Annotated in this window: 3 protein-coding genes; 2 read left to right on the forward strand and 1 reads right to left on the reverse strand. The window is 56.7% G+C overall.

What is annotated here, in order from left to right:
* Nucleotides 1–1384: M10 family metallopeptidase (locus tag AC1D2P_RS30445; RefSeq protein WP_477811758.1), on the reverse strand; the 1384-nt coding region annotated here is incomplete at its 3' end.
* 210 nt (nucleotides 1385–1594) lie between these two features.
* Here AC1D2P_RS30445 and AC1D2P_RS30450 point away from each other — a divergent pair.
* On the forward strand, nucleotides 1595–2239 hold the full coding sequence (locus tag AC1D2P_RS30450) for an MBL fold metallo-hydrolase (protein WP_477757960.1): 645 nt from the start codon (nucleotides 1595–1597) through the stop codon (nucleotides 2237–2239).
* A gap of 104 nt (nucleotides 2240–2343) precedes the next feature.
* A partial coding sequence (locus AC1D2P_RS30455) for a YiaD family glycine zipper/OmpA-like lipoprotein (RefSeq protein ID WP_477811759.1) occupies nucleotides 2344–3049 on the forward strand: 706 nt, incomplete at its 3' end.

The raw sequence follows: 3049 nt of genomic DNA on the forward strand, positions 1-3049 counted from the left end.
TGCCCGTGAGGGTGAGGTTTTCCAGGTTGGCGCCCAGGGTGTAGGTCACCGAGGAGCGGACGGTGTCGATCTCGCCCGCCAGGGTGCTGGTTTCGCTGATGACATCGCCGAGGTTGTCGACGATGTAGGTGTCGTTGCCGGTGCCCCCGGCCATGAAGTCGGCCCCGGCCCCGCCGTCCAGAATGTTGTTTCCGGCGTTGCCGGTGATGCGGTTGCTGAGCGAGTTGCCGGTCCCGTTGAGATTGGCAACGCCTACCAGGTTGAGKTACTCAAGGTTGGCACCCAGGGTGTAATCGATCCAGGCGTTGACGTTATCGATTTCCGAAACCGAGGTGCCGCGTTCGATCACGACGTCGCCGATGTTGTCGACGATATAGGTGTCATTGCCGGCCCCGCCGTCCATGGTGTCCGCTCCGGCCATGCCGTTGAGCAAGTTATCCAGAGCGTTACCAATCAGGGTGTCGTCAAATGCTGAGCCAATTGCATTTTCGATTTTCGTGCCATAGGCAATGGCCAGGCCTTCGTTGAACGAAGTCAGGGTATCAAAGTTGAGGAATGCCTTGCCGATCTGGCTGAACTCACCTTCATTGAGGTTGATTCGTACAGCCGAGGCCTGATTGCTGCCATCAATGGCATCGACGCCACCTGAATCCCAGATGGTTTCAAAAACGGACTGATTGGGAGCCCAATTGTAGACGTTGTTACCAATCTGCCACTGGGTGTTGGCGCCATACAATTTCTGGATGGCGAGAATGTCCAGTAACATCGGGGTGGTCGGTTGATACGAGTACGAGTCGTTGTAACTCATAACGGTATAACGGACATCATCAAGGGCTGGGGTAAGGATCGTATTGTTATCGTCGCTGGCTTCAAACGGGTGCTTGAGCCCCAGGGCATGGCCGATTTCATGCACAAAGGTCAGATAGTCGAACGAGCCTTTCACTGGGGACGGGTTATCTGTACTCGGACCAATCCATACATCCCCCGCAGCGGCCGTTCGGTCCGGGAAGTAAGCCCAGGCGGCAAACTTGGGGTCCATGCCCATGTAACCGCCGAATCGCAAATCACCGACGTTCCAGATGCTTTCCGGCACTAGCGTGAACTGAATGTTGGCGACTGCACTCCACATGGAAAGCGCACTGGTTACCGCGACCTGTTGGGCCGACGTCAGCGTGAATCCGTTGAGGTATTCATTGTGAGGACTGTAGTCGCGGGCAAAATAAGAATTCGTGGTGATAAAGCTGTACGTCAGCAAGGTCGGTGCCCCTGCTTTGTAAAACGGGGAGGCGCCCAGCCAGTAGTCACCTTCCAATAAGCTGTCGAGAGGCTTGTTGCCGGTCAACATTGTCCAGGTGGAGTAAGCGTAATCGGTCGGAGAAGGCATGCTGATTTCCTGAGTGCGCTGCGGTCCTTCCTGAATGCGACCGCTACAAAAAAACAATTTTGCACCACAAATGATGCGTTTGACATCATCTGGCCACTACTTTTATTTTGCTGACGTCAAGTAATTGGCCTGGCGAACTGTATCGGCGAGTGGCGTAGAATCCTGAAGCACCGTGACTGCCTTCTGTCTAATACAGGCCATTGATTACCCATGACCGTTACAAGCCCTGTGCTGATCCGCGAAACCTTCCCCATCGGCCCTTTGCAGTGCAACTGCACGATCATCGGCGACCCGATCAGCAAAAAAGCGATCGTGGTCGACCCGGGTGGCAACCATGAACTGATCCTGGCGCGCCTCGACGCACTGGGCTTGAAGGTGGTCAGTATCATCCACACCCACGCGCACCTTGATCATTTCCTGGCCTCCGGTCAGTTGAAGGAGAAAACCGGCGCCACCCTGCACCTGCATAAAGAAGATCAATTCCTCTGGGACAACCTGGAGATGCAGTGTCAGATGTTTGGTGTGCCTTACACACCGGTGCCATCGCCGGACCGATGGTTGGCCGATGATGAAGAACTGGCCTGCGGGTGTGGCGTGGCGTTGCACACGCCGGGTCATACGCCAGGCTCCATGAGTTTCTGGTTTTCGGAGGCCAAGCTGCTGATTGCCGGTGACACGTTGTTCCGTCGCGGAGTCGGGCGCACGGATTTGTGGGGAGGCGATCAGGCGACCATCGTGCGGTCGATCAAGCAGCGGCTGTATACCCTCGACGAAGACGCGACGGTGGTGACCGGCCATGGTCCGGACACGCGCTTGGGTGATGAAATGCGCGAAAATCCGTTTGTGCGGGCCTGATTTGTAACACAGGGAATTTTTGACCGGTGAGGCGATCCAACGCCCGCAAAGGTCCAATGCTTAAGTCCGTTGCACCACAGAATGCAAAAAAGTAGGAGCTCTTAATGTTCACCACGCGTCGTTTGATTATTGTCGCTACCGCAGTGGCCTTGCTGTCCGGCTGCGCCTCGCCCAACCCTTACAATGGTCAAAGCCAGGGTCAGGCCGATAGCGGTTCCCAAGGCATGAGCAAAACCGCCAAGTACGGCGGTCTCGGTGCCTTGGCCGGCGCTTTGGCGGGTGCCGCCATCAACCACGATAACCGTGGCAAGGGCGCGTTGATCGGCGCAGCAGTGGTGGGTGCTTCCGCCGCCGGTTATGGCTACTACGCCGACCAGCAAGAGAAAAAGCTGCGTGCCAGCATGGCCAACACCGGGGTTGAAGTGCAGCGCCAGGGTGACCAGATCAAACTGATCATGCCGGGTAACATCACGTTCGCGACTGATTCGGCGAACATTGCCCCAAGTTTCTATCAGCCATTGAACAACCTGGCGGGCTCGCTCAAAGAGTTCAACCAGAACCAGATCGAGATTGTCGGCTACACCGACAGCACCGGTGCACGTCAGCACAACATGGACCTGTCCCAGCGTCGTGCCCAGAGCGTGGCGACCTACCTGACTTCGCAAGGTGTGAGCGGTGCCAACCTCTCGGCTCGCGGTGCTGGCCCGGATAGCCCGATTGCCAGTAACAGTGATGTCAACGGTCGGGCACAGAACCGTCGCGTTGAAGTCAACTTGAAGGCGATCCCGGGTCAGCAGTATGGTGCCGTGC

The sequence above is a fragment of the Pseudomonas sp. P1_F1_2 genome (assembly GCF_056405815.1).